The sequence below is a fragment of the Rhodococcus sp. LW-XY12 genome, assembly GCF_019317345.1.
Classification (GTDB): Bacteria; Actinomycetota; Actinomycetes; order Mycobacteriales; family Mycobacteriaceae; genus Rhodococcus; species Rhodococcus pyridinivorans.
Map to the genome: position 1 here is coordinate 4,603,732 of NZ_CP079225.1, position 24,609 is coordinate 4,628,340.

Below are 24,609 nucleotides of genomic sequence, written 5' to 3' on the forward strand. Positions count from 1 at the left end.
AACCTATGGCAGCAGGATCGAAGCGGTACTCGGCTGAGTTGAAGCGAGACGCCGTGGACATGGTGGCCCAGTTGGTGGCCCACGGGTCGGCGGAGTGGCCGGCGATGCGCAAGACCGCAGATCTGTTGGGGGTGACCTCGGCGGAGACTGTCCGTCAGTGGGTTCGTAAGGCCCCGGCCGCTGATGCGGAAGGCGCCTCGAGGGCCGACAACGAGGAGATCCGCAGGCTCAAACAGGAGGTCGCCGAACTCAAACGGGCCAACGGCATCCTGAAAGCGGCGTCGGTTTTCTTCGCGGCCGAAATCGACCGGCCACACCGGTAATTGTGGACTTCATCCGCACCCACCAGGGACATCGGGTGGGTGCGGATGGTCTTATCTGGGGTGTCGATTCGATGTGCGCCGTGCTCTCTGAGCACGGCTGGCGCATCGCCCCGTCCACATACTACGACCACATCAACCGCGGGCCGAGCGCCCGTATGCTCGCTGACGCGCAGGTCATCGATGCGATCTTCATGCTCCGCAAGAACAAACCCCTGACCCGCGTTCTGGGCTCACGAAAGACATGGATAATGCTGCGCAGCAACGGATTAGATGTCGCCCGTTGCACGGTTGAACGGGTCATGCGGGAGATGGGATGGCACGGCGCGATCAAGAAGAAACGGGTGCGCACGACCATCCCTGACGCGGCGGCCAAGCGGCCGACGGATCTGGTCGACCGGCAGTTTTATGCCGCGGCACCCAACCGCCTGTGGGTGGCCGATTTCACCTACTGCCGCACCGAATCCGGTTGGGCGTACACAGCCTTCGTGACTGACGTGTTCGCCCGCAAGATCGTCGGCTGGAAGGTGGCCACGGAGATGACGGTGAACTTGGTGACCGATGCGATCAACAATGCGATCGACAACAGAAAACGTTGCGGGGTAGTCGATTTGAGCAAACTCGTCCATCATAGCGACGCCGGATCGCAGTATACTGCCATCGTGTTCGGGCAGCGATTGGCCGAGGAAGGGATCGCGGCCTCTATCGGCACCGTCGGGGACAGTTTCGACAATGCCCTGGCCGAATCGGTGAACTCGGACTACAAGAACGAACTGGTCGACAACCAGCCCCTGTTCCATGGAGCCACTGAGTTGTCGCTGGGCACCGCCGAATGGGTGGCGTTCTACAACCGAGAACGACCACACAGCTACTGCCACGACCTCACCCCCGACCGGGCAGAGCAACTCCACTACGATCGCATGCGCACCCTCAATCCGGAGGAAGCGCTCACACCATGAGCTCTCCGGAAACGCCGGGAGGGATCAGTGAGCCGCTCGATCACGATCGCGACCCGGTCCAGGGTCCACACCCCGGTGGCGAAGCCGTGAGCCTGGGGTCCTTTGAGCAGTTCTTCTCGGATCACCTCGACCTGGGTGTCGTCGAGACGCGGCCTGCGACCCGCCCGACCTGCACCTTCGAGCGCTTCACTTCCGCCTTCGGTCCACTGCCGAAACCAGCGGGACGCAGTCTGCTGGGACACCTCCAGCTCGACCGCGACATCGATCTGCCGCCGCCCCGCAGCGAACATCTCCGCCGCCCGCATCCGCCGCTCACGCAACGCCCCCAGATCACGGCGGGTACCGCGCTGCTTGACTTTCCGGGGGTCGGGTTCCTCGCCGGAACCGGTCTTCTTCCCTGCCATTCGTCAATGATCAAGCAGCACGGCGCGAATCACGTGCAACGACACGCCCTATTACCGAAACATCTTTAAGGATCTTTCCGTCCGGGGTGGAGCGACTTCGGAGGCGACGATCATTCCTCTCTGTACGAGATGATTCGACTTTCCTACCCTGGGACGATATCGGTCGCATAGAACCCAGGGAACTACCACCACGTACAGGATCCGCGGGTCGGCCGATCATCCACCTTTACAGCGCAACTGGAGCCGACACTTCGAGCACCGGGCATGATTCGACCCACCCCGTAAGCATTACAGCGCATCAACTGGTGGCGGAGCCGAACACACTTTTCGCGCTTCTCGAACACCTACGGACGAATCCGGATCAGCGGAGCTATGTAGGACAAAGGGGGGCAGTCGAACTGCTCCGCCCTCCCCCGCTTCGAAAACGGCTTCGTGAAGCCAGAATTGCTCACACGACGCGGTGAGGAAACACGTAGGTTGCGCGCGGACGCGTCAGAGAATCCACCGGCCGGAGTCCCAGGTCATTTCGCGGTTTCAGGTCTTGGCCAGTAGGCGTGGAAATGATCTCATCCCTCACGTACGAGCGAGGTGCTTGTTGAAGCGAGGAAAAAAAGTTCGGACACCTGACGAACTCGTCGACAACATCCGATCGACGCCATCCGAAGCGCCCTGGCCACAACCGCTCAGGATAGTGCCACTAGTTCTGTCGATTGCGCTGCTTATCGCAGCTTGCGTGAGCTTCGCATTCGTCCAGGACACGATCCGAACGAACGACTTCCAAGTCACACTCGGTGCGGCAGGCGGCTCGATTGCGCTGTTCGTCATCGCCCGATCCTCGTTTCGGCGTGCGGGTCTTCGGGACCTTCGACCGCACCGCGACATCAAATTTCGTCACGATCGCGACCGCGGTCCGGGTATCAGCATCCCAACACGAAGAACCGAAGTGTGGACAACAGTCGCAGTCATGCTGGGGTTGGCCGCCTATGGTTCCGCAGCAGCATTCACATGGCACAGCGGCCTCGGCGAAGCACTGTTGCCGATCAACCGAGACAACAGTGAGAGTGCCTTCTTCATAGCGGTATGCGCCGCCGGCATGGGCCTGATCGCGGTCCTGATCGTCTCCATCCGTTTCGAGACGACCCTGTGCATCAGCCCACGAGGTGTACGCCGCTACGTACGTCGTCGAGTCTTCTTCAAGAAACAGGTATTCGACATCTCCCTGTCCTGGGAAGGTATTGCCCGGATTGGGGTAGGTAGCCTCGGAGTCGGTGGTGGAACTACGGTCCACCCGGTAATCGATCTTCATACGAACGAACCGATTCCACCAGAAGCTCGGACTCGACATGATTCGGAGTGTCGAGTGGCGGTCATGGCCCACCAGCTCGTGACGGAGCCGAACACTCTGTTCGCGCTTTTGGAACGGTTGGCAGAGAACCCGCGCGATCGCGAACTTCTCACGAAATCCGATGCAGTCGAACTCTTGTGCCCTCCGCCGCTGCGGGAACGATTCCGCGCAGCACGCACGCCGTCGCGTCAGCACGGGAACAACCGGTAGGTACGCAACAGCAACATCGGGTTCGCAACGCGGCCAGTAACTGACGGCGTTGCGAACCCTCACTGCATGTTGCGTACCTCGATCCCCTGCCGCAGCAAGTGACGACCGGTTCGTCACCCCAGAGACAGCGCCGCCACGCCGTACACATTCAAAATGATTCAGGGAGTTGTAGTGACAGCCGGACACAACCGACCTTCTGGGACCGACTTTGCGAGAACGATTCGGGATGGCACGCCACCAGGAGGCGTCTCGATGAACGCTTCGATTCAGACGACTACAAGTAGGCCTCACTCGGACACCCCTGCCGTTCCTTCTCGGAACGGCGGGGGCGTCTGTGTATCCGCACCCTCGATCTCGTACCGGCGCCCGATACCGACGGTCAGCCGTCCCCACTCACTGCGGGCCACCCGCGTTCGATGCATCTCGAACGCGGTGACGTCGACGAAGGTTTCCTCGACGCGCCACACCATAGGGTCGTCGGTCGGCAGGACTTCGAACGAGACACAACCGGGTTCGGCGCGCGTCAGGTCAATATGACACTGCAGATGGCCGAGCATGATCTCACGCTCGGCCTCGCTGTGGCACAGCAGTTCTCCCCTGAGACGGACGTAGGACATCTCGGCTCCTTCCACGGCACCCCGACCGATCTCTGCTACCGTCACGCGCGGCGTATCGGAGAATTCAGTCGGAGTGTAGACGATTTCGCGCAGCACGCACCTCGTCACGCCAGCGCGCACACAACCGGTAGGTACGCAACAACAGTTCCGGGTTCGCAACACGGCCAGCAACTGCCGGCGTTGCGAACCTTCACTACGTGTTGCGTACCTCGCGCACGACCGATGCCCCGCTCGAAGTCGCCCGACGGTCCGCTCCGGCTCCGCGAGGGCGCCGTCTGCTATCGTCCCCACCCGGACGTATCGGGGGATTCTGCCGGGGGGCAGTGGTGACATTGCACGTAGATCCTGAAGCGCTGCGCACATTCGCAGCCTTCGTGGCGGACACCGCCGACGCGATGAACGACTGGGACGTCGGCGAACCGTATGCCGTGTCGCAATCAGCACTTCCCGGAACAGAATTCGCGGCCGTCTGCGCACGAGCCTTCACCGCCACCGATCAAGCACTCGGCAACGTGTGCAGTCGCCTGCGCGAGATCGTCGACATCACCGACGGCGCCGCGAACGATTACGTCGTCGCAGAGACGGACTTCGTGGCTGCACTCTCGGCGATGGATCAGCACGGATGAGACCGGGAGTCGCTGCGGTCCGGTCCTGGAATCCCGACGCGCTGCGAATCACCGCCGACCACCTCGACGTGCTCGTCGACACACTCGACGACCGCATGAAAGCTCTGCTCACCGAGCAGGATGTGCTCGCCGAGCGATGGTCCGGCGACGCCGCGCGTGCCGCCGCCGCGCGAGTGGTCCGCGAACGCTCATTGGGCAGCGCCATCGCCGAAGCCCTCCTGCAGATCGCGGAGGCGTACCGCACCGGCGCGTGGCTCGTCGAAGGCACCCGCCTGCACCTCCTGTCGGTCGTGGGCGGCGCCGAACAGTCCGGGTTCACCGTGCACGACGACGGCACCGTCGACCCCTCCGACCAGATCCACATCCTCTCGGCGACGCTGCCGGCCGAAGCCGTCGCCGAAGCCCGCGTCCGCCTCGAACACGAAGCAACGGAACTGACCCACACCGTCACCGGCGCTCTCGAACAAGCGTCGCGAGCCGCAACCGAAACAGCCGATCGCATCACCGCTGCCGTTGCGGTACTCGAAGCAGCCAGGGATGCCGCGGCGCCGGGGAAGGTCGTGCAGAACGAGAACGGCGAGTTCTCCTGGTGGCCGGACTGGCCATCCACCATCGCAGCGTCGTCCATCAGCGCAATGTCCGGAGCTACCAAGGAACTCCTGACCGACGCGGCGGTGGCCTCGGGCGACGATGTCGCACGCAACATCGCGCGCGGAATGAACCCGGCTGCCGCTGCAGTAGGCACCGTTCCTGCGATCGTCAACGACATCAAGGGAGGGATGGATCCCACCGAGGCAATAGTCTCCGAGAGCGCCGGAACCGTTGCCGGCATGCTCGGTGCCGTAGCCGCATCGAAACTTTCAGCGGCGTTCATCGGGGCAGTGGGCGGTTCGGTCGTCCCGGGAGTCGGCACTGCAGCGGGCTTCGTTGCCGGCCTCATAGGTGGCGGCGCAGCCACATGGTACGCATCCAAGAAAATCCAGGAGTTGTGGTGACGACCGAAAACGTTCCGCCGGACCGATATCGAACTCACATCGATTCGTTCTTCGACCCTCGTTGGCCGCAGCAACTGCGAATCGGGTGGTGCATGGGCGGGGTCTTCGCTGCTGTTCTGGCTGTATGGTCCCTCGGGGATGCACTGGTGAACGTCGGGCACGAAGAATCGATATCCACAATCGGCTCGGTAGTGTTCGGAACGTCGATGCTACTCATGAGTGTCGCAGCGTTCAGGCACGGCGGGATTCGAAATGTATTGCATTCCAAGCGGGTCAGGAGTAATAAACATTCTGAACTCGGAATCGGAATCGTTGTGCCGGGAGGACTCACCCTTCCCAGCCTGGCTGTTGCCATGCTTATCTTCAACGGCCTTACCGGTTTGGCCATCTCTGCTCTGAACGTCTACATCACCGACAGATCCGAGTTGCCGCATGGTTACGACCCCCGAACCACTGCAATCTTCGCGCTCGTGGGTGGGATCGTTCTCTTGCTCATGGCGGCGGCGTTCATCTGGTTCCGACTTCCCACCACACTGGGGTTGTATCCACACGGAATCGAAAGAGTCGTACGTTCTCGCAAGCTCCGACGAAACAATGCCACCGTGCAATTTGTGCATTGGAACGATATCGAGGGCATCGCCGGAACGGATATCGTGACCCGTTCCGGATACGGCGACGTCCGGACTCCGATGATCCACATCCACACGACCGGACGGATTCCCCCGGAAGCGCGCATCCCCCACGACGAAGAACACATTCTCGCCATCGTCTGCACTTGGCTCATCGCAGAACCCAACACACTCCTGGCCCTGGCCCGACGAATGCATGAACGTCCACACGACCGCACACTCCTCGCTCGGGAGGACGCGGCCGAACTTCTCAGACCACCGCCTTTGCGAGGGCGATTCCGGATGGCACGCCACCAGGAGGCGTCTCGATGAATGCTTCGCTTCAGACGACGCTCTCCGACTACCTCGCAGCACGCGAAGTCGAACTGAGCCCCTGCGACCCGGACGATCCGCGGCACCCGCAACCGGAATCCCAGGCGCCGGAAGGCTGGATCACACTCCCCCGCGATGTCTTTCCGCACGCACATACGGTTCTCGTAGCTCCCCAGTCCGTCATGGATGATTGGGCACCCAACGCCGTACTCCTCCACGGCGCACTGTCGAAATGGCGGCCGACGGACGAACTGCTGGAGGTCGCGGGGAATGAAGTTCGCGAACTGCCCGCATGGAGGGAGAGGTTCCGCGACACATCCGATTTCCGCGGGCACCGATCGGTGATCGTCCAAGGCTCCTATCGAGTGGACGACGTCGAGTACACCGCCGTGACGCGATATCTCGTGATCGACCACGAGTACGATCGCTACCTGACGCAACTGACGGCAACCGCACGTTCCGACAACGCCGAGTCTCTTATCGCTCATCTGCATGCAATCCACGAGGGACTGAGAATCCGGTGAGCGATTCCATCGAGCCGTGCCCGTACGGAGAACGATCCGAACCTGCTTGGCCGCAACGGTTTCGTACGGGATCGCTCTGCCTCGGCGTGTTCCTGGCCGGGGCCGGAATCCTTGTGCTGCAGAAGACCATGGACGATCGGCGAGCGGATGACCTCGGAGCCATCGCCCTGGGGTTCTGTCTCGCTCTGATGACGGCGTTAGGTTCGGCCTGGGGCTTCGAGCGGGCCGGCTTCCACCGATTCGGTTTGCATCCGAGGATCCGGCAGTGCCGAGACGACATTCACGGCCCCGGCATCGAGATTCCCTACGTGAGAATACTTCCCGTTCAGCTGTCCGCTGTGTTCTCCTGCATCACAGTGTCGGGCGCATTCATGATTCGTGCGTCGAACCGACCGGACGGAGCGATGCTTCTTGCGAGACACGAGCTCCCCCACTCCGGCTCGTTCATCGCATGGACGACATGTGCAACCGTGGCGGTGTGCGCTCTACCCTTCTTGATCCACCCCCGGGGATCCACCCGTCTCCATGCCGACGGTATTCGCCGCCGCACGACATGGCTCGTGCGGCGTGGCGTTTCGGACGTGTTCGTTCGATGGGACGAGATCCAGGAGGTGGATGCCGATGTCTACACCGTCTCGGGCCGCGGGGCGTCTACGCACAATCCACTCATCCGTCTCCACGTACCCGGCTACGAACCGACTCCGCCTCGCGTGGCGCACGACAAGCCGGATTCGTTCACCGTGCCGGCGTACGTTCTCGTGAGCGATCCCAACACGCTGCTCGGACTCATCGACCGCCTCCATGGGTGTCCCGAAGATCGCCATCTCGTCACCACACCCGGGGCCCCAGAACTCCTCCGTCCCCTCCCGGTGCGGGAACGCTTACGTATCGCGCGGAAGATTCCGCGTCAACAGTGGGAATGGTGATGGGCACGCAACACCGGTGGTGGGTTCGCAACGCCGACAGTGACCGACCACGTTGCGAGCCTTCACCCCACGTTGCGTACCTCGGTCAGTTCCCGTTGTTCGGGCCGTGGACGCGGCGGTGCAGTGCTTCCATCCGCAGGTCCAGATCGCGCGCAGTTTCCGCGGCGAGGCGGAGCTCCTCGCGCAGTTCGTCCGGTACCTCGCGATCGTGCTTGTAGTAGATCTTGTGTTCCAGGCTCGCCCAGAAGTCCATGGCGACCGTGCGGATCTGCAGTTCGACGTAGACGCGCTCGACCCGGTCGGACATGTACACCGGGATCTGGACGATCACGTGCACGCTGCTGTACCCGTTGGGTTTCGGGCGCGCGATGTAGTCCTCGATCTCGACGACCGTCACGTCGAGCTGGCTCGTGATCATGTCGATGATCCGGTAGACGTCCGACGTGAAGCTGCACGTGATGCGGATGCCTGCGATATCGCGGACGGCCTCGCGGATGCCGTCGAGCGAGGCGGGCGCACCCTTCCGTTCCGCCTTGGCGAGGATCGACTCGGGACTCTTCAACCGCGACTTCACGTGCTCGATCGGGTTGTACTCGCGGGCGTAGGTGAACTCCTCGCGCAGGATGTTGATCTTCGTCATCATCTCGTCGATGCCGAACTTGTACACCATGAGTGCGCGTCGCAGATCTTGCGCGAGATGCTCCACTGCGACCAGCGGTGCCTGCACGTCGTCCGGTGTCGGTAGTCCCGGTTCGGGTTCGCCCACCGTCGTCTTCACTCGATTCCTCCTCGATCACTTCCGGGATCGAGTCTGCCAGTCCGACCACGACAGGCGGTTCTGACCGCCCTGAACTGCAGTGATGCGAGACGGTCCACTCGAACAGGACTCCCGCCGATCGTCGATCGAGGCATCCGGACGCCTCGAAGCCCAGTGCTTGCCCCAACCGAGTTCAGCGCTTACCCCGACCGAGTCGGTCGAGCACGACCGCCCGCAGCGAACGCGCTTCGATGCCGGCCTCGCGGCGGGCGCGTCCTCGGGTCACGAGCACCCCGATGAGCGCGATCACCCAGATCGGGTACTGCGCGAACCACGCGACGCGGAAGGCGTCGAAGGTGTAGCCGCCGAGCCGGTCGAGCACGATGCCCATCGTCTGCACGACCAGCAGTGTCGCGAGGAAGCCACCGATGTTGACGATGCCGTTGGCCGTGCCGAGCGCGGTCCCGGGATTGAAGGTGCGGGCGTAGTCGAAGCCGATCATCGATCCCGGCCCGCCCACCGAGATGACGACGACGAGCACCACGAGCAGCCACAGCGGTGCGGGTCCGGGCAGGGCGAGCACCGCCGACCACGTCACTGCGCTGGCGAGGATGATCATGAGCACAAGCCACGAGCGTCTGGTCGGGAAGCGTCCCGACAGCACGCCGAGGATGGGTCCGGCGGAGATGGCGGTGACCACCGAGACGGTCAGCATCGAGCCGGCCGCCGCGGGTGACAGGCCCTGCGCGGAGACCAGATACGGCACGCCCCACATGAGCGCGAAGGTCGTCACCGAGAACTGCGTGCCCATGTGGGTGAAGAAGCCGAGCTTGGTGCCGGGACGCCGCCACACCGTGCCGAGCCCGCCGATCACCTCCCGCAGCCCTGACGCGGTGGCTTCGCGCGTCTCACCGGGCGGGGTGTCGCGCACGACCGCGAACACCAGCACGCACGCGAGCAGGCCGAGCGCCGCGGCACTGCCGTAGGCGGCCGTCCATCCGGTGCCGGTGAGCAGCAGGACGAACGGCACCGCCGACAGCACCTGGCCGAGCTGGCCGAAGATGCCCGTCAGCTGCGAAACGACAGGCACGCGGCGCGGCGCGAACCACACCGGCACGAGCCGCAGCACCGAGATGAACGTCAGGGCGTCACCGACACCGACCAGCACTCGGGCCAGATACGCGACCGGCAGCGACTCGGTGAGGGCGAGGATCGCCTGACCGACGGCGAGGATCACGGCGCCGGTCGCGATCATCCGCCGCGAACCGAACCTGTCGAGGAGCACACCGGCCGGGATCTGCATCCCCGCGTAGACGATGAGCTGGAGGACGACGAAGCCGGACAGCACCGACGGTGAGATCTCGAAGCGTTCGGTGGCGGCGAGTCCGGAGACACCGAACGCCGTCCGGTGGAGGACGGCGACGATGTAGGCGAAGACTCCGATACCCCAGACCAGCCATGCCCTCATGTCACAAGGACGATACGCGTCGGTCTGTTAACGGTGCTGATTACTCACGCCCGAGCGACACCCACGTCGGGTCGGCCGCACGCGGACCGGCGACCTTGCCGGCGAGACGATCCAGCCGTGCAACCTGCTCGTCGGTGAGCGTCACGTCGAGCGCTCCGGCGTTCTCGGTGACGCGATTCGCGTAGCGGGTGCCGGGGATCGACACCGACGGCAACCCGAACTCGCGCCCCTTCGCGTCCAGCCATGCCAGGGCGATCTGCGCGATGGTCGCGTCCGCCTCCTTCGCAACCGCCCGCACCTCTTCACGGACCGAGAGGTTGGTCGGCAGGGCGTCGGCGTCGAAGCGCGGGAAGCGCTTGCGCAGGTCGTTCTCGGCGACCTGTCCGGGATCGAAGGCGTCGGTGAGCAGCCCCCGGCTCACCGGCGAGTACGGCACGAAGCCGATACCGAGTTCGGCGGCGGTGGGCACCACGTGCCGTTCGACGTCGCGCGAGACGATGCTCCACTCCGACTGGATCACCGCGATCGGGTGGACGGCGTGCGCGCGGCGCAACTCGTCGCCCGTGGCCTCCGACAGTCCGATGTGCCGCACCTTGCCGGCCTGCACGAGTTCGGCGAGGGCACCGACCGTATCCTCGACCGGCACGTCAGGATCCACGCGGTGCAGGTAGTACAGGTCGACGTGGTCGACGCCGAGACGCCCGAGCGACTCGTCGATGGCCTGCTTCGCGTATTCGGGACGGCCGTTGATGCGACGGTTGGCGGTGCCCGTGCCGCCGACCGCGCCGACGAGACCGAACTTCGTCGCCAGCTGGACCTCGTCCCGCCGGTCGGCGAGCAGCGTGCCGACCACCTTCTCGCTGGTGCCGTCGCCGTAGACGTCGGCGGTGTCGATGAAGGTGATGCCCAGATCCACGGCGTGGTGCAGGGTCGCGAGCGCCTCGTCGAGATTCACCTCGCCGTATGCGGGGGCGACGGACATCGCGCCGTAACCCTGGGCGCTGACGACGAGACCGGGCGCGAGCTGGACGGTGGGGACAGGCATGTACTTCTCCTCGACGACGACACGGTGCGACTCCCGATCGTCCCGCATCCCGCGCATGATCGCAGGAGTTGAAATCGCCGTGATCCGAGCAGCCTGCGCCCTAGGCTGAGATCCATGGTGACCGACTGGCTCTCCCTGCAACGAACCGCGCGTCGCGAGTTCGACGACCGTGTCGCGCAGATCCGCGACTGGCACGCACCCACCCCGGACACCGAGTGGGACGTCACCGACCTGGTGTGGCACATGGTCGACGAGCAGCGCTGGATCCAGCCGCTGCTCTCCGGCCGTTCCCTCGACGACGCGAAGGCCGTACTCGAACCGATCGGGGACGATCTCGCCGCCGAATGGGCACGCTTCGCCGAGCAGGCGACCGCCGCGTGGGCGATGGCGTCACCGTCCCAGGAGGTCCACCTGTCCTACGGCACCGTCCCGTGCCTCGACTACATGAAACAGCAGGTCGCGGACATCACCGTGCACACCTGGGATCTCGCCCGGGCCATCGGTGCCGACGAAACGCTCGACGCCGACCTCGTCGACGCCGTGCTCGCCGACATCGAACCGCAGAAGGACATGCTCGCCTCGAGCGGTCTGTTCGCCGATCCCGTCCCGGTCCCCGACGATGCGTCCCCGCAGGACCGGCTCATCGCCCTCACCGGCCGCGACCCCAGGAAGGCGTCATGACGGACCGACCCGATATCAAGCCCCGTAGCCGCGACGTCACCGACGGCATGGAGAAGGCCGCCTCGCGCGGCATGCTCCGTGCGGTGGGGATGGGAGACGAGGACTGGGGCAAGCCGCAGATCGGTGTGGCGTCGTCGTGGAACGAGATCACCCCCTGCAACCTCCCGCTCGAACGCCTCGCGCGATCGGTGAAGGAGGGCGTGCACGCCGCGGGCGGTTACCCGCTCGAATTCGGCACCATCTCCGTGTCCGACGGGATCTCGATGGGGCATGAGGGTATGCACTTCTCCCTGGTCTCCCGTGAGGTCATCGCCGACAGCGTCGAGACGGTGATGCAGGCCGAGCGACTCGACGGCTCGGTGCTGCTCGCGGGATGCGACAAGTCCCTGCCCGGCATGCTCATGGCTGCCGCCCGCCTCGATCTCGCCGCCGTCTTCCTGTACGCCGGGTCGATCCTGCCGGGCATCGCGAAACTGTCCGACGGCACCGAACGCGACGTGACGATCATCGATGCCTTCGAAGCGGTCGGGGCGTGTGCGCGGGGCCTGATGTCCGAGACCGACCTCGACGCGATCGAGCGTGCCATCTGCCCCGGCGAGGGTGCGTGCGGCGGCATGTACACCGCGAACACGATGGCCGCCTCGGCCGAAGCGCTCGGCATGTCGCTGCCGGGAAGCGCGTCGCCGCCCGCCACGGATCGTCGCCGCGACGGTTTCGCCCGGCGCAGCGGACAGGCGGTGGTCGAGTTGTTGCGTCGCGGAATCACGGCCTCCGACATCCTCACCAAGGAGGCGTTCGAGAACGCCATCGCGGTGGTCATGGCCTTCGGGGGATCCACGAACGCCGTGCTCCACCTGCTCGCGATCGCGCACGAGGCGCAGGTGGATCTGAGCCTCGACGACTTCGTCCGCGTGGGTGCGCGGGTGCCGCATCTCGCCGACGTCAAACCGTTCGGCCGGCACGTGATGAAGGACGTCGACCACATCGGCGGCGTCCCGGTCATCATGAAGGCGCTGCTCGACGCGGGTCTGCTGCACGGTGACTGCCTCACCGTCACCGGGAACACCGTGGCCGAGAACCTCGCCGGCATCAGGCCACCCGACCCGGACGGCAAGGTGCTGCGTGCCCTGAGCGACCCCATCCACCCCACGGGGGGCATCACGATCCTGCGGGGCAGTCTCGCTCCCGGCGGAGCGGTGGTGAAGTCCGCAGGCTTCGACGAGTCGGTCTTCGAGGGAACGGCGCGGGTCTTCGAACGCGAACGCGCCGCGATGGACGCGCTCGAGGACGGCACCATCACCGCAGGCGACGTGGTGGTCATCCGGTACGAGGGTCCCAAGGGCGGCCCGGGCATGCGCGAGATGCTCGCGATCACCGGTGCGATCAAGGGTGCCGGGCTCGGTAAGGACGTCCTGCTGCTCACCGACGGACGATTCTCCGGTGGTACCACCGGGTTGTGCGTCGGGCACGTCGCCCCGGAGGCCGTCGACGGCGGCCCCATCGCCTTCGTCCGCGACGGCGACCGGATCCGTCTCGACGTCTCGAACGGCCTGCTCGACGTGCTGGTCGACGAGAAGGAAATGGAAACGCGGCGACAGGGCTGGGAGCCACTGCCGCCGCGCTACACCCGGGGTGTACTGGCGAAGTACACGAAGCTGGTCGGTTCCGCATCGAACGGTGCGGTGTGCGGATGAGGGTCGGGTGAACCCTCCCGCTCCGGGGGTGCTGCTAGATCGGACGGAAACCTGCGCCCGGCCCGCCCCGACCGTTGATGTCGGCCATGATCACGTCGATGTTCGTTCCGACCTCGGGGCCGGCGCACGGCGCGAGCAGGTAGGCGTTGACCATCGCGACGAGCGTCGTGCCCACCACGAGCGGTGCGCCCGAGTCGCCTTCGATGACGCACACCTGCGTCCAGGTCTCCTGCGAGCCGAACACGTCGCCCCAGACGATGCCGCAGGTGTTGCCCGTGGTGCGGCCTTCCTTGCAAGCGATGTTCGGGAAGCCCGCGGGGGCACCGAGGCCGGTGATCGTCACGTTGCCGACGCGGTTGACCGGAACGACCTTGCTCCGGTCGAACTCGATCACGGCGTAGTCGAGCCGTTCGTTGGTCGACACGATGCGGCCCACCGAGCCGGCAGCGAGGTCGTATTCGGCTTTCACCGTCATGCCGGGAGAGCCGCAGTGCGCGGCAGTGAGACCCACGAGGCGTCCGGCGGCGTCGTTGCCGATCGTGGTGAGCGTGCAGTCGAAGATGTCCTGCCCGTTGTCTCCGAGAGTGATGCCCGAACCGCCACCGAGGGTGACCGGAGGAGCCGCGACGGCCACCCCGGAACCCGCGCCGACCAGCGCGACCGCGCTCGCGATTGCAACAACCAGTTTTCTGAACATGGAGGCCCTCCTGCGCTGCGCCGTCCGGCAGCCGTCGGGCTGAGCGTACTAGAGGTTTCCGCCGGATTTCCGGGTTGCGCCCAAGCTTTCCAGAGCTTGACGGGCCTCCTCGAGCTCGCGGCTGAGCTGCGCGACCCGCTCCTCGGCCGCGCGACGCGCCTCCTCGATCACCGACTGGACGGCCTCGGTGGCCGTGGGATCGCCGAGTTCCTTCACCGCACGTTCGACGGCGTCGGGTGCGACCGTTGCGGGCTTACCGACCTTGCGGGTGCCGTGCGCGACCCCCACCGTCCACTCGTTCTCCGGGTCGATCGTGACGGTGATCGTGATCGACGGCGCCTTCTTCGCTTTGCGGGCCGGGGCCTTCGGCTTCGCCGGTGCCGGCGGCCGGGAGGCGGGAGTGTCGGACGAAGCGGGGGTCGTCTGGGTCACGGGCTTCTTCTCCTGGGCGCGGGGAACCGCAGCGACTGCTGGGCTCTCGGATTTCTGGGGGGCAGGCTTCTGTGCAGCAGGCCTGGATGCGGTAGCCCGTGGGGTCGCGGGTTGCACAGGTGGCACCTTCGCGGGAGCTGCCTTCGCCGGAGCGGGCTTCGCACCACCGGACGTGCGCGCGGTCTTCGTCGGTGCGCGCTTCGTTCCGGCCGGCTCGCGGGTGGCGCGCAGTTCGTCGGTCTCGAACGGCAACTCGTCGTCGACGCCCTTCGGCCGCACCATCACGGTGCTGCCGCTGATCGATACCACCCGCGCCGACGTCCCCGGGTCGATGCCGAGACTCGGAATGCCCTCGACGAGGTAGACGGTCGCGCGGCGCCCCTCGGCGAGAGCGGCACCGAGCTCTCCGAGTTGTTCCTCCGTCAGGTGGTCCGCGCGTCTGCGGGGCGACATGCGACGTCCTTTCTCGGTTCGCCGAAGGGTCGGCAGGGCTTCGATGTCGGTCACTGTCGCACATCCGTACGACACGCCTGTACACCTGTTCGATACGACCTGCCGCGCGCATGGGCCCGGGGCACGGTAAGGATGGAGGAGTGACCCCGTCCGATCCGGCACCTGCCTCAGGAACCGACGTGCTGTCCGTGATCCAGTCACAGCTGGAGAACGCGCTGCTCGGTGGTCCTCTTCGTTACACCCTGAACGAGGTGGCCGAGTTGTGCGGGCTCGCACCTGCGCGGGTGCGCCGGCTGTGGCAGGCACTCGGTCTGACCGTCGATCCCGATCCCGACGTCGTGATGTTCACCGACGGCGACGTCGAGGCCCTGCGTGCGACGGCGGCCATCATCGCGAGCGGCGCGATCGACGAAAGCCTCGAGGTGCCCGCGGCCCGGTCGATCGGACAGTCGATGTCGCGGCTGACCGAGTGGCAACTGAATCTGCTCAACACCCACGTCTTCACCCAGTTGGCCTCCGCCTACGCGAAAACGGAGACTCCCCCGCAGGAAGAGGAGATCCGCGCGCTGATCGACCACATCGTCGATCGCACGACCGAGCTCACGCTGAGCCTCCAGAGCCACATGTGGCGTCGGCACCTGGTGGCCACGACCGCCCGGGCCGCCGCGCGCCCGCAGGATTCCGGGGAGCTCCACGAGTTGGTCGTCGGTTTCGCCGACATGGTCGGCTACACACGGTTGACCCGGCAGATCGATGCGGCCGCGCTGAGCGAGCTGCTCGACTACTTCGAATCGGAGGTCTCCGACGTCATCGCCCGGCACAACGGCTGGGTGATCAAAACCGTCGGCGACGAGGTGATGTTCGCGGCCGAACGTCCGGTCGACGCCGCACGGATCGCCCTCGAACTGCAGGATTCGTTCAGGTCCCAGAAGGACTATCCGGACCTGCGGATCGGACTGGCGTGGGGCCAGGCGTTGCCGCGCTTCGGCGACCTGTTCGGTTCGGTCGTCAACATCGCGGCCCGTCTCACCGGCGCGGCGCGGCCGGGCACGATCCTCGTCGACGAGAACCTCGCCGACGCCCTCTCCGACTGCGAGGAGTTCCGCTTCCAGACGGTGCGCACGCTGCGGCTGCGGGACTTCCAGCATTCGCGGCTGTACGTCCTGCGTCGTCCGCGCGAGGAGAAGAAGGCGGCGGTGGGCGTGGAGGGTCTGCACGACGAGGACATGGGTCTGTGACCGGCAGGCTGACAACAGTCGACGAGAAGCCCGATACTCCCTCATACCCACTGATACTTCTTCCGACCTCCTTCGCCCTCGAGGAGACCACGAAGTACCGCCCCCGTGCGGCGGTCGACGACGCGACCCGCGAGATCGGTGCGGCGATCGGTGTTGCGATCACGGGCAGCGTCCTGGCCGCAGCCTACGGGCACGGCATCGATCCGGTGGCGCCGATGATCCCCGAGCCGGCCCTTGCCGCCGTGCAGGATTCGCTCGCCGCCGCGATACAGGTCGCCGAGCATGCGGGTCCGCAGGGCGAGCAACTCGCCGAACTCGCACAGAACGCCTTCCTCGACGGCTTGCAACAGGCATCGTGGGCAGTCGCCGCGATCTTGCTGGTCGGAGCGTTGATCTCCGCCTTCTGGCCACCCCGGCGCTCGTAACCCTCTTCTCTCTATTTCTTTCTCGATGCCCGCGACGCAGGTCGCGGGCATTGTGCTGTGCGCGTGATCACGCTAACCTGGATAACAGTTACTAGTCGTCACACTAAAAAGGTGGAGGCATGACCGCATCGCTCACCCGCGAGACCAGCAAGGGCTTCATCCCCGGCGTCGCACTGTCCGATCGCGAAGAAACCGCCGGACGACTGCTCGCCTCGTCCGCACGTAAGTCGTACGACCCGGTCGTCGAGGTGGACTGGGAAGCCCCCGTCCCCGACGACAAGTTCGGAATGACCCCCGAATGGAGCACGCTCTACGGCACCGCACTGTGGGACGAGCTCACCGACGAACAGCGCATCGAGCTGACCAAGCATGAGGCCGCGAGCGTTTCGAGCGTCGGCCTGTGGTTCGAGATCCTGCTCATGCAGATGCTCCTGCGCGACGTCTACGACCGCGACAAGCATTCGCGTCACGTCCAGTTCGCCCTCACCGAGGTCGCCGACGAGTGCCGCCACTCGGTGATGTTCGCGCGCGCCGGCGAACGGCTGAACATGCCGGGCTACGGTCCGGCCCGCTACATCCACCAGCTCGGTCGCCTGTGGGGCCATTTCTTCAAGGGCGCCAACGCCTATGCATCGGTCATGGCTGCCGAGGAGATCCTCGACATGATGCAGCGCGACTTCATGCGCGACGAGCGGGTGCAGCCCGTCACCCGCGCGGTGTCGAAGATCCACGTCCTCGAGGAAGCGCGCCACATCCGCTTCGCCCGCGAGGAGGTCGCACGCCGACTCGCCGGTGCGAGCCGCACGCGACTCGCGTTCGAGCGGTTCAACACCGCGCTCGTGGTGTTCTTCGTCGTCAAGAGCATGATCCACCCCGACGTTTACGCCAATGCGGGCCTCGATCGCGAGCGCGCTCTGCAAGAGGCGAAGGGCAACAAGCACTATCACGATCGCGTGCGCAAGTCCGGCGCGAAGCTGATGACCTTCCTCGACAACGTCGGCCTCATCGGCGGACCGTCGAAGATCCTCTACAAGAAGGTCCACCTGCTCTGATACGGCCTACGGCCATACAACGAACTGTGCGCAGTTCTCGTCGATCTCTTCGAGGGATTTCCGACGAGAACTGCGCACAGTCCTTCGTGGCGAAAACCGAAAGGCGTCAGCCCACCTTCTCGGTGGCCCGCAGGCTGTCGTCGCGCTCCTGCTCCGGGAACAGCGTGCGCGTGATCTTTCGAGCGGTATCGGCGACGATCGGCGCCACCCACTCCAGGCGGGTCGAACGCGCGTCCGCTGCCAGCGACAGGGCGGCGACCGGGCCGTCGACGCCGCGGAGCGCGACGCCCACGCATCCGATGCCCCGCGCAGCTTCCTCACGTTCGAACGCGACGCCACGACGCTTGCGAATGCGGTTGAGCTCCTGGTGCAGTGCGACGTGATCGCGGATGGTGCGCTCGGTGCACGGCACGAGAGTCTTGCCGTACAGCGCGTCGATGCGTTCGGGCTCGAGCCACGCGAGGATGGACTTGCCGGCCGCGGTGGCGTAGGCGGGGAACCGACCGCCCACCCGTGACGGCACGCTCGACGCGAACTGTCCACCAACCTTGTCGAGGTAGAGCACCTCGTTGCCCTCGAGGACCGTCAAGTGGACGACGGCGCCGGTCTGCATCGCCAGGTCGTGGAGATGCGGCGCAGCGGCCTCCCGGATGCGGCGGTGGCCCGTGTCGCTGCCACCGAGACCGAGGGCACGCGGGCCGAGGCAGTAGCCGAAGGATGCGTGCTCGATCCAGTCGCGACGCACGAGGTGATCGAGGATGCGGTGCACCGTCGAACGGGGCAACCCGGAGCGACAGGTGACCTCTTCGAGAGTGAGTGCGCCGCGGCTGTCGAAGGCCTCCAGGATGAGGGTCATCCGATCGACCATCGATGGTGGAAGTTCTCGTTTCGACGAGGTTCCGACGGGCTCGAGCGCGGAGTCGACGGCGGTCAACTGCACCTCCATAAGTCCTGGCCACGACCCTGCGCGCCTCATGAAACTGGAATCTGTTCCAGAACGTTAGCAGTAACAGAGGTCACACCGGAAGGGGTACACACAGACTGTAGGTACTCCGGAGTCAGTTTCCTGGCGAGAGCGAATTCCTATGAGTCTGGTCGGAATCGTGCGGACAGGTTATTGTCGGGACCGTGAGCAAGACGTACGAGCGCGCGAGCCGGTCGCCGCACCGTCGTGCCCAACTCTCGTGTATCAGCGGGTGCCTGGCCCGCTGACCGCCGCACCCGTTCCTGCCCCCTCCACACCGCCGTACGGTGATGTCGTGTAGCGGGGCCCGAAGGTCAGCATGTCGACGATCAGAACATATCCCGAATCCGGAGCAGAGCCATGAGCGACACCACCCCTGAAGCAACCGATCCCAGCGCGAACTGGAGCTTCGAGACCAAGCAGATCCACGTGGGACAGCCCGCCGGCGGCGACACGAAGGCCCGGGCCCTGCCCATCTACCAGACCACCAGCTACACCTTCGACAACACCGATCACGCCGCGGCGCTGTTCGGTCTCGCCGAACCGGGCAACATCTACACCCGCATCATGAACCCGACGCAGGACGCGGTCGAGCAGCGCATCGCTGCCCTCGAAGGTGGCGTCGCCGCCCTCCTCCTCGCGTCCGGACAGGCCGCCGAGACCTTCGCGATCCTCAACCTGGCGCAGGCCGGCGATCACATCGTGTCGAGCCCGTATCTCTACGGCGGCACGTACAACCTGTTCCACTACACGCTGCCCAAGCTCGGCATCGAGGTCACCTTCGTCCAGGATCCCGACAACCTCGACCAGTGGCGCGAGGCCGTCCGCGACAACACCCGCGCGTTCTTCGGCGAGACGATCGCCAACCCGAAGAACCACATCCTCGACCTGCCCGGCATCTCGGGTGTCGCCCACGAGAACGGGCTACCGCTGATCGTCGACAACACGGTCGCGACCCCCTACCTGCTCCGCCCGCTCGAGCACGGTGCCGACATCGTCGTGCACTCGGCCACCAAGTACCTCGGCGGCCACGGCACGGCCATCGCCGGTGTCATCGTCGACGGCGGCACGTTCGACTGGACGCAGGGCCGCCACGTCGGTTTCACGACCCCCGACCCGAGCTACCACGGTGTCGTCTTCGCCGACCTCGGCGCTCCGGCCTACGCACTCAAGGCGCGCGTGCAACTGCTGCGCGACATGGGCGCGGCGGTCTCCCCGTTCAACGCCTTCCTCATCTCGCAGGGCATCGAGACGCTGAGTCTGCGCATCGAGCGGCACGTGGAGAACGCACAGAAGGTCGCCGAGTTCCTCGAGGGACGCCCGGAGGTCACCTCCGTCGCCTACGCCGGCCTGAAGTCCTCGCCGTGGTACGACCGCGCCCAGCAGCTCACCCCGCGCGGCGCCGGTGCGATCGTGGTGTTCGAGCTCTCCGGCGGCATCGACGCCGGCAAGCGCTTCGTCAACGCGCTGACCCTGCACAGCCACGTCGCGAACATCGGCGACGTCCGTTCGCTGGTCATCCACCCCGCGTCGACCACCCACTCGCAGCTCACCGGCGAGGAGCAGATCGCCGCGGGTGTCACCCCGGGTCTCGTGCGACTCGCCGTGGGCATCGAGAACATCGACGACATCCTTGCCGACATCACCACCGGTCTCGAGGCTGCCGGCAGCTGATTCCGGCACATCGACAACGGCGACGGCCCATCCCTCGGGGTGGGCCGTCGCCACGTTCGGCGTATGTGCGCTCAGTCATTGCGTGCGAGCGCCTGCGCGATCCGCTCGGCCTGCGTGCTGCTCTCGAGCAACTGCCTGACCAGCCACAGACGCAGGACACGAGTGACCGCGGCGGCGAGATGGACCGCCACACCGATCAGAGTGACAGCCACGAAGCCGAGAGCGAGCAACTGGTAGGACAGCAGGTCACGGGTATCGGAGAGGGTCAGCGACGCAATGTAGACGACGAAGATCGCGATGGCGCCGATCACCATCAGGGCCAGGCCGACGATGCGGGCCTTTCCTCCCGAATCCGGGCGGGGAGCGTCGAGACCCAGCGCTGCAACGTCCTTCTTGAACTGTTCACGTCGCTCGTCGGCGAGTGCGGTCATGGTCATCCTCCTAGATAGGTGGTGGAAAGTTCTTCTTCGATCTCCGCCGGATCGCCCGTGCGCACCACCCGGCCCTGCAACATCAGCGCGGCACTGGTGGCGATCGGGAGCACCGCTCGCGCGAACTGTTCGGCTACGAGAATCGACACCCCTTCGGCGGCGAGTTCGCCGACGATGTCGTAGATCCGGGAGACGATGCGCGGTGCCAGACCCATCGACAGTTCGTCGAGCAACAGCACCGTGGGATGGGTACCGAGCGCCCGCGACAGCGCAAGCATCTGCTGTTCGCCGCCGGACATCGAACCGGCCAGCTGTGATCGGCGCTCACCGAGAACGGGGAATCGCGTGTACGCCACCTCTTCGAGGTCTGCGAGAGGAACACCGGTGCCGGTTCCGATCCACAGGTTCTCGCGGACGGTGAGGTTGGGGAAGATGCCGCGTCCCTCGGGAATCGAGCACACCCCCAGACGTGCGAATTCCGCTACGGACACACCGTTGACGACACGGCCGGCCAGCCGGAACTCACCCGACGAGACCGGATGGATACCCGAGCACACGCGCAGGGTCGTCGTCTTACCTCCGCCGTTGGGCCCGAGCAGGGCGACCACCGCGCCCGGTTCGAGTATGAGATCCACGCTGTGCAGCACCTCGATCGCACCGTATCCGGCCCGGACACCCGACAGTTCGAGCAACGGTTCGACGCTCATACCGCTTCCTCCTCGGTGCCGATGTAGGCGTTGATCACTGCCGGATCGTTCTTGATCTCGTCCGGGACGCCACTGGCCAGCACCGCGCCGTAGTCGAGCACGTGAATCCGGGAGCAGATCTTCATCACGAGCGGAATGTCGTGCTCGACGAGGCAGATCGCGAGACCCGAATCGGCCAGATCGCGGAGCAGGGCGGCGAACGCCTCCGTTTCCTGTTCCGTCTGCCCGGAGGCGGGTTCGTCGAGCAGCAGCACCCGCGGCGAGGTCATCAACGCGCGGGCGACCTCCACGACGCGGGCGCGGCCGGTGGGTACGTCCGAGACGTCGGTGCTCGCGATATCGGCCAGGCCGGTCAGCTCGAGGAGCCGGTCGACTTCCTCGTCCAGATCGATCTTGTTGCGTCCGTTGGCATTGTGGATGTCCCCGGCCACTCGGAGGTTGTCGCGCACGGACAGCGACACGAACAACTCGAGACGCTGGAACGTGCGGGCCATACCCATGCGGGCCCGCTTGTAGGGCGGTAGCGACGTGATGTCACGACCATCGAGGAAGACCTTGCCTACCGTCGGCCGTTGCAGGCCGGTGATCGTGTTGAACAGGGTCGTCTTCCCGGCCCCGTTGGGTCCGATCAGGCCCGTCACCGTTCCCGGTTCGATTCCGAGGCTCACGTCCTTGACCGCGACGTGTCCGCCGAATCGGACTGTGATTCCGCGTGTTTCCAGAATGGGTGTCTCAGCCATGAGGAATCAGTTCCTTCTCCGACCCGGTGGCACGTGCGGCCAGAAGTTCGTCGATGCCGAGTTCACGGTCGATCTCGTCCCGTGCCTGCTCGTTGTAGGGCTCGTCGATTCCGATCCGTTCGGGAACCAGCGGCGCGCGACGTTGCGCTTCCTCTGCGCCGAGCACAGCTTCGGGCATCAGCCACTGTCCCACGACCGGAAGCATGAACACCGTCGCGATGGTGATCGACGCGAACCACCAGTTGTCGAGCGCGCCGACGAGCGCGAGCAGGTAGGACACGAGCACCACCGCGGCACCCCCGACCAGCACGGGCTCCGCGTTCTTCAGGTGACGGTAGCCCTCCACCATCTGGTGGACGCTGCCGCTCGGGTTGGCCGCGACGCCGATACCGATGAGCGCGGGGCTCACTGCGGCGACGTGACCGAGGAAGGTCCACATTCCGGCCAGTTCCGGCTGTCCCGCAGCGAGATCGGAGAACGAAACCATGATGACGGCGAAGCCGATACCCGACATCAGACCACCGAACAGCGCACCGGAGACGTAACCGATACCGGCCACGACGGTGAGCATCAGCAGCGACAAGCTCACCATGATCGAGAAGCTTTCGTTCGACACCGAGCCCATCGCACTCGACATGAACAGCCCGCCCAGTCCGGCGATGCCCGCCGACAGGGTGAAGACCCCGAGCTTCAGACGCACCAGGCTCTGGCCGAGCATCGCCGCCGCGGCGGGGCTGTCCTTCATCGCTGCGAGCCGGCGGCCGTAGCCGCTGTTGCGCAGGGCGATGAGGCCCACGCCGAGAACGGCGAAGATCACCGTCACCGTCATGAGGAAGGCCGTCTCGTTCCGCAGGTCGAGTGGGCCGACCTTCAACGGCGGGATCGCGATGTTGCCGTCGGTGAACAGCGAGAACCTGATGCCGAACAGCTCGTGCTGGGTGGTGTCGCGCAGCACCATGTTCGACAGGAACACACCGAACGCCATCGTGGCCAGGGCGAGATAGAGGCCGCGCAACCGCAGGGCCGGAAGCGCAATGAGCCCGCCGATCACGGCCGTGACGGCGACGCCGAGCGCCACGCCCCACAGGTTCAGGTGGGCAGCCAGTCCGCTCCCGGAGATACCGAAGTGGAACGCCACGATCGTCGCGATGGCACCGAAAGATACCGGCGCGAGGTTCATCTCGCCCGCGTATCCGGTCAGCAGGGTCAGCGACAACGCGATGATCGCGAAGGCCATGCCGATCGTGAGGGTCGTGACCGCCGACGTCACCATGAGCAGGCGGATGGCATAGACGATGACGACGAGCGCGACCGCCCAGGCGATCGCCTTGCGCACCGACGGCACGTGGTAGCGCTCCCGGGTACGGGTGACGGCACCGCGCAACCGATCCTGCGGCAGTACGACGAGAACCACGAACAGCGCGATCATCGGCAGGGACACCCGCAGATTCGACGTCCACGTCCACGCGGTCGGGAAGTAGGCGAGCACGTATGTGGCTGCCAGGCCGAGGAACAGCGCACCGGCGAAGGTGCGCGGAATGCTGCGCAGCCGACCGAACATCGCCGCCGCGAACGCGTCGATGACGAGCAGGGTCAGCATGTTCGCTTCGAGGGTGCCACCGTTGATCGGTGTCACGAGGACACCTGCCAGCACCGCGAGGGTCGAACCCATCATCCAGGACAGCGCGGCGAGCCGGTCGGGGTCGTGCCCGTTCAGGCGCAGCAGATCGGGATCATCGACCACACCTCGCATCGCCACTCCGACGCGGGTGCGCACGAACATGATCCGCAGTCCCACGGCGATGAGCACCGCGGCGGCGAGACAGATCAATTCGTGGTAGCGAATGGTGACGCCGAAGAGGTCGATCCTTGCCTGGTCGCCGAAGAACATCGTCATGGTGCGTGCGGTCTCCGGATGCCAGAACCAGTGCGACACCGAGACCATGCCGAGCAGGATCGACACGGTGACGACGATTTTGGTGACCTCGGCGGTGTCACGCATGCCGCGCATGATCACGACGTAGAGCAACAGGCCCGTCATCGGGCCGAGGACGCCGAGGACGAGAAGCAACGCGACGGGTGTGGGCAGCCCCCAGCCGTAGCGCAGTTGCCAGTAGGCGAACGCACCGAGCATCGCCTGTGCGCCGTGCGCGAAGTTGAAGATGCCGGACGTGTTGTAGGTGAGAACGAGGCCCGATGCAGCGATCGCGTAAACCGATCCGAGCACCAACCCCACGATCGTGAAGGTCAGAAAGGTGTCCATACGAGTACCTCTGGTCGGGGT

General features: G+C 65.5%; 25 protein-coding genes. 13 read left to right on the forward strand and 12 right to left on the reverse strand.

The genetic code is table 11. The features are described 5' to 3' along the window. Positions 1 to 5: 5 nt before the first annotated feature. Positions 6 to 1,279 (forward strand): IS3 family transposase gene (locus KXC42_RS21090; RefSeq protein ID WP_156354424.1). Its coding sequence is split into 2 segments (ribosomal slippage): positions 6 to 285 and positions 285 to 1,279, totalling 1,275 coding nucleotides; the frame shifts between segments, so codons are not numbered across the junction. On the opposite strand, the gene KXC42_RS27815 is transcribed toward KXC42_RS21090, so the two are convergent. Continuing rightward, positions 1,231 to 1,683, reverse strand: coding sequence for a helix-turn-helix domain-containing protein (locus KXC42_RS27815; RefSeq protein WP_219129541.1), 453 nt, complete (start codon positions 1,681 to 1,683; stop codon positions 1,231 to 1,233). The genes KXC42_RS21090 and KXC42_RS27815 overlap by 49 nt on opposite strands. 733 nt (positions 1,684 to 2,416) lie before the next feature. On the opposite strand from KXC42_RS27815, the gene KXC42_RS21100 reads away from it, so the two are divergent. Further along, the gene (locus tag KXC42_RS21100) at positions 2,417 to 3,238 is read left to right on the forward strand and encodes a hypothetical protein (protein ID WP_156665116.1); all 822 of its coding nucleotides are present in this window, start codon (positions 2,417 to 2,419) and stop codon (positions 3,236 to 3,238) included. A gap of 287 nt (positions 3,239 to 3,525) precedes the next feature. Here KXC42_RS21100 and KXC42_RS21105 read toward each other — a convergent pair whose 3' ends face one another. Continuing rightward, positions 3,526 to 3,951, reverse strand: coding sequence for a putative quinol monooxygenase (locus tag KXC42_RS21105; protein WP_006554891.1), 426 nt, complete (start codon positions 3,949 to 3,951; stop codon positions 3,526 to 3,528). A gap of 230 nt (positions 3,952 to 4,181) precedes the next feature. Here KXC42_RS21105 and KXC42_RS21110 point away from each other — a divergent pair, with 230 nt between their 5' ends. Genes KXC42_RS21110 through KXC42_RS21130 form a run of 5 tightly spaced genes read left to right on the forward strand, consistent with a single transcriptional unit; the run spans position 4,182 to position 7,867 of the window. Further along, a complete protein-coding gene (locus KXC42_RS21110) occupies positions 4,182 to 4,481 on the forward strand; it encodes a hypothetical protein (protein ID WP_230826533.1) in 300 nt (99 codons plus the stop codon). Further along, positions 4,478 to 5,476 (forward strand): hypothetical protein, encoded by a 999-nt coding sequence (locus KXC42_RS21115; RefSeq protein WP_257605911.1) that lies wholly within the window; start codon positions 4,478 to 4,480, stop codon positions 5,474 to 5,476. Before KXC42_RS21110 ends, KXC42_RS21115 begins: the two co-directional genes overlap by 4 nt. Beyond that, entirely contained in the window at positions 5,473 to 6,417 is a 945-nt protein-coding gene (locus tag KXC42_RS27430) for a hypothetical protein (RefSeq protein WP_230811164.1), read from the forward strand. Before KXC42_RS21115 ends, KXC42_RS27430 begins: the two co-directional genes overlap by 4 nt. Beyond that, positions 6,414 to 6,941: an LpqN/LpqT family lipoprotein gene (locus KXC42_RS21125; RefSeq protein ID WP_219129542.1), complete on the forward strand. Its 528-nt coding sequence runs from the start codon at positions 6,414 to 6,416 to the stop codon at positions 6,939 to 6,941. The genes KXC42_RS27430 and KXC42_RS21125 overlap by 4 nt, the downstream gene beginning before the upstream one ends. After that, positions 6,938 to 7,867 carry a hypothetical protein gene (locus KXC42_RS21130; protein WP_257605912.1) on the forward strand — a complete coding sequence of 310 codons (930 nt, stop codon included), beginning with the start codon at positions 6,938 to 6,940 and terminating at the stop codon, positions 7,865 to 7,867. The genes KXC42_RS21125 and KXC42_RS21130 overlap by 4 nt, the downstream gene beginning before the upstream one ends. A gap of 85 nt (positions 7,868 to 7,952) precedes the next feature. Here KXC42_RS21130 and KXC42_RS21135 read toward each other — a convergent pair whose 3' ends face one another. From KXC42_RS21135 to KXC42_RS21145, 3 genes are all read right to left on the reverse strand, one after another. Then, entirely contained in the window at positions 7,953 to 8,645 is a 693-nt protein-coding gene (locus KXC42_RS21135; protein WP_024102151.1) for a GTP pyrophosphokinase family protein, read from the reverse strand. Between the two features lie 172 nt (positions 8,646 to 8,817). Then, positions 8,818 to 10,092 (reverse strand): nitrate/nitrite transporter, encoded by a 1,275-nt coding sequence (locus KXC42_RS21140; RefSeq protein ID WP_064851670.1) that lies wholly within the window; start codon positions 10,090 to 10,092, stop codon positions 8,818 to 8,820. 40 nt (positions 10,093 to 10,132) lie between these two features. Continuing rightward, complete coding sequence (locus KXC42_RS21145) at positions 10,133 to 11,137, reverse strand: aldo/keto reductase (RefSeq protein ID WP_039957943.1); 1,005 nt, start codon at positions 11,135 to 11,137, stop codon at positions 10,133 to 10,135. A gap of 114 nt (positions 11,138 to 11,251) precedes the next feature. Between KXC42_RS21145 and KXC42_RS21150 the strand changes: the two genes are divergently transcribed. After that, complete coding sequence (locus KXC42_RS21150; RefSeq protein WP_033098423.1) at positions 11,252 to 11,818, forward strand: TIGR03086 family metal-binding protein; 567 nt, start codon at positions 11,252 to 11,254, stop codon at positions 11,816 to 11,818. Continuing rightward, the gene (gene ilvD / locus KXC42_RS21155; protein WP_019290782.1) at positions 11,815 to 13,512 is read left to right on the forward strand and encodes a dihydroxy-acid dehydratase; all 1,698 of its coding nucleotides are present in this window, start codon (positions 11,815 to 11,817) and stop codon (positions 13,510 to 13,512) included. Before KXC42_RS21150 ends, ilvD begins: the two co-directional genes overlap by 4 nt. A 34-nt stretch (positions 13,513 to 13,546) precedes the next feature. Here the strand turns inward: ilvD and KXC42_RS21160 are convergent, their stop codons facing one another. Together KXC42_RS21160 and KXC42_RS21165 are read right to left on the reverse strand one after the other, a co-directional pair. Beyond that, positions 13,547 to 14,209, reverse strand: coding sequence for a hypothetical protein (locus tag KXC42_RS21160; protein WP_006550994.1), 663 nt, complete (start codon positions 14,207 to 14,209; stop codon positions 13,547 to 13,549). 48 nt (positions 14,210 to 14,257) lie between these two features. Further along, positions 14,258 to 15,094 carry a DUF6319 family protein gene (locus KXC42_RS21165; RefSeq protein WP_219129543.1) on the reverse strand — a complete coding sequence of 279 codons (837 nt, stop codon included), beginning with the start codon at positions 15,092 to 15,094 and terminating at the stop codon, positions 14,258 to 14,260. Positions 15,095 to 15,234: 140 nt separating this feature from the next. On the opposite strand from KXC42_RS21165, the gene KXC42_RS21170 reads away from it, so the two are divergent. The 3 genes from KXC42_RS21170 (at position 15,235) to KXC42_RS21180 (ending at position 17,809) form a co-directional block, all read left to right on the forward strand. Next, the gene (locus KXC42_RS21170) at positions 15,235 to 16,332 is read left to right on the forward strand and encodes an adenylate/guanylate cyclase domain-containing protein (RefSeq protein ID WP_006550996.1); all 1,098 of its coding nucleotides are present in this window, start codon (positions 15,235 to 15,237) and stop codon (positions 16,330 to 16,332) included. Then, positions 16,329 to 16,757, forward strand: coding sequence for a hypothetical protein (locus tag KXC42_RS21175; RefSeq protein WP_064851674.1), 429 nt, complete (start codon positions 16,329 to 16,331; stop codon positions 16,755 to 16,757). The genes KXC42_RS21170 and KXC42_RS21175 overlap by 4 nt, the downstream gene beginning before the upstream one ends. Before the next feature lie 119 nt (positions 16,758 to 16,876). Then, complete coding sequence (locus KXC42_RS21180; protein ID WP_006550998.1) at positions 16,877 to 17,809, forward strand: diiron oxygenase; 933 nt, start codon at positions 16,877 to 16,879, stop codon at positions 17,807 to 17,809. 106 nt (positions 17,810 to 17,915) lie between these two features. Here KXC42_RS21180 and KXC42_RS21185 read toward each other — a convergent pair whose 3' ends face one another. Beyond that, complete coding sequence (locus tag KXC42_RS21185) at positions 17,916 to 18,755, reverse strand: IclR family transcriptional regulator (RefSeq protein WP_006550999.1); 840 nt, start codon at positions 18,753 to 18,755, stop codon at positions 17,916 to 17,918. 378 nt (positions 18,756 to 19,133) lie between these two features. Here KXC42_RS21185 and KXC42_RS21190 point away from each other — a divergent pair, with 378 nt between their 5' ends. After that, entirely contained in the window at positions 19,134 to 20,447 is a 1,314-nt protein-coding gene (locus tag KXC42_RS21190; RefSeq protein WP_006551000.1) for a bifunctional o-acetylhomoserine/o-acetylserine sulfhydrylase, read from the forward strand. A 71-nt stretch (positions 20,448 to 20,518) separates the two neighbouring features. Here KXC42_RS21190 and KXC42_RS21195 read toward each other — a convergent pair whose 3' ends face one another. Genes KXC42_RS21195 through KXC42_RS21210 form a run of 4 tightly spaced genes read right to left on the reverse strand, consistent with a single transcriptional unit; the run spans position 20,519 to position 24,588 of the window. Beyond that, a complete protein-coding gene (locus KXC42_RS21195; protein ID WP_019290778.1) occupies positions 20,519 to 20,884 on the reverse strand; it encodes a hypothetical protein in 366 nt (121 codons plus the stop codon). Next, the gene (locus tag KXC42_RS21200) at positions 20,881 to 21,585 is read right to left on the reverse strand and encodes an ABC transporter ATP-binding protein (protein ID WP_219129544.1); all 705 of its coding nucleotides are present in this window, start codon (positions 21,583 to 21,585) and stop codon (positions 20,881 to 20,883) included. Before KXC42_RS21200 ends, KXC42_RS21195 begins: the two co-directional genes overlap by 4 nt. Then, entirely contained in the window at positions 21,582 to 22,325 is a 744-nt protein-coding gene (locus KXC42_RS21205; protein WP_006551003.1) for an ABC transporter ATP-binding protein, read from the reverse strand. The genes KXC42_RS21200 and KXC42_RS21205 overlap by 4 nt, the downstream gene beginning before the upstream one ends. Next, positions 22,318 to 24,588 (reverse strand): ABC transporter permease, encoded by a 2,271-nt coding sequence (locus tag KXC42_RS21210; RefSeq protein WP_219129545.1) that lies wholly within the window; start codon positions 24,586 to 24,588, stop codon positions 22,318 to 22,320. The genes KXC42_RS21205 and KXC42_RS21210 overlap by 8 nt, the downstream gene beginning before the upstream one ends. Between the last annotated feature and the right edge of the window lie 21 nt (positions 24,589 to 24,609).